This is a genomic window from Floridaenema fluviatile BLCC-F154, assembly GCF_041929135.1.
GTDB lineage: Bacteria > Cyanobacteriota > Cyanobacteriia > Cyanobacteriales > Aerosakkonemataceae > Floridanema > Floridanema fluviatile.
Window position 1 is genome coordinate 1 of record NZ_JBHFNS010000028.1, and the last position, 1,441, is coordinate 1,441.

Consider the following 1,441-nt stretch of genomic DNA (forward strand, 5'->3'; position numbering starts at 1 on the left):
TAGTCGCACCAAACAAATGATAAAGTCGAGCATTTTCAGGCCCTTGACGAACTTCGCCAGCAGTTGTTGATAGCCAACGAACTACTTGTGCTAAAGATAAAGCATCCAAAGGTAGCCAATTTTCACCGCCATACTGTCTTGCTAAATACACCAAAATTGCTTGAGCATCTGCCAGTTTAGTATCACCATCAACCAACAAAGGAACTTGTCCAAAAGGGTTAAGTGCTAGATATTCTGGTGACTTATGTTCCCCTTTCATTAAGTCAACTTTTATCCATTCGTATTCCAGATTTAGCAATTCCAAAAACAGTCTAGCTTTGTAACTGTTCCCCGACATTTCATGACCATAAAGCTGAATCATCGTGATTTCTCCTGTTCTCTTGGGGGTTAGGTTTTAGGGGATAGGTGTTAGGGTTGGCTTTCTCCCTACCCCCTAACCCCTAACCCCTACGCAATAGCCAGCTTGATAACTTGCATCAAGTTGGTAGCTGTTTGAATGCCTTCTAGTTATTTGTACCGTTCATTCGGTATAGTCATACTGTACCGAACGTTCTATATAATGTCAATAGTTAATTTCTAATTTTTGAGTCATGCCAAAAGAAACCTATATTCCTTGCTTGTTAGGGTTGTTTCGCCAGTACGGTTATGATGGTGCTACGCTGTCCAAGATTTCCGAGGCGACAGGACTGGGAAAAGCTAGTCTCTATCATCACTTTCCCGGTGGGAAGGATCAGATGGTCGAGACAGTGTTGGATTATCTGGAAAAATGGTTAGGAGAGAATATTTTGCCTGCTTTGGAGAGTGAAGGGGATGCGGTGACAAGGTTGCAGCGAATGTGCTTACGCTTAAACGAACTCTATCACGGAGGAGAACAGCCCTGTATGTTTGCAATTTTGTTGTCCGGTTCAGCCAGAGATGTATTTCACGCTAGAGTAAAGGCACTGTTTCAGGGTTGGATTGATGCGATCGCAAATGTGTTAATCGAATCAGGTATGGATGCTCAACTTGCTAAACAGCGGGGGGAAGATGCCGCAATAGCAATTCAAGGTTCACTGATTTTATCGCAAGCATTGGACGATACATCTGTGTTTCGGCGGACAATTGAGGAATTACCGATCGCACTTTGTAGATAGAAAAACATGAGTGGAGAAACAGAACTGTCAAATTTAATCAAAGGAATGAAACCGCAGTTACAAGCTGGCGAATATGTATTTTGTACTCTACCTGACAATCAAATCCCAAAAGATGTACAACCAATTTGTATTTTTCGGGAAGTAGAAGGTACAACGTTAATTATTACCAAACAGGAGGCCGATCGGCTTTTTATTCCTTATTCATTCGTGGCTGCATGGATTACGTTAACTGTTCATTCTTCACTCGAAGCAGTTGGTTTGACAGCTGCTATTTCAGGAGAGTTAACCAAGGCTGGGATTAGTTGTAA

The 1,441-nt window shown here is 42.1% G+C and carries 3 protein-coding genes; 2 read left to right on the top strand and 1 reads right to left on the bottom strand.

The features are described from left to right. A partial coding sequence (locus tag ACE1B6_RS06600; RefSeq protein WP_413256454.1) for a glutathione S-transferase family protein occupies positions 1 to 361 on the bottom strand: 361 nt, incomplete at its 3' end. A 229-nt stretch (positions 362 to 590) separates the two neighbouring features. Between ACE1B6_RS06600 and ACE1B6_RS06605 the strand changes: the two genes are divergently transcribed. Both ACE1B6_RS06605 and ACE1B6_RS06610 read left to right on the top strand, forming a co-directional pair. Then, positions 591 to 1,133, top strand: a complete 543-nt coding sequence (locus tag ACE1B6_RS06605; protein ID WP_413256455.1) for a TetR/AcrR family transcriptional regulator — start codon at positions 591 to 593, stop codon at positions 1,131 to 1,133. A gap of 6 nt (positions 1,134 to 1,139) precedes the next feature. Then, positions 1,140 to 1,441 (top strand): ACT domain-containing protein (locus tag ACE1B6_RS06610; protein ID WP_413256456.1); only part of this gene is annotated, 302 nt, incomplete at its 3' end.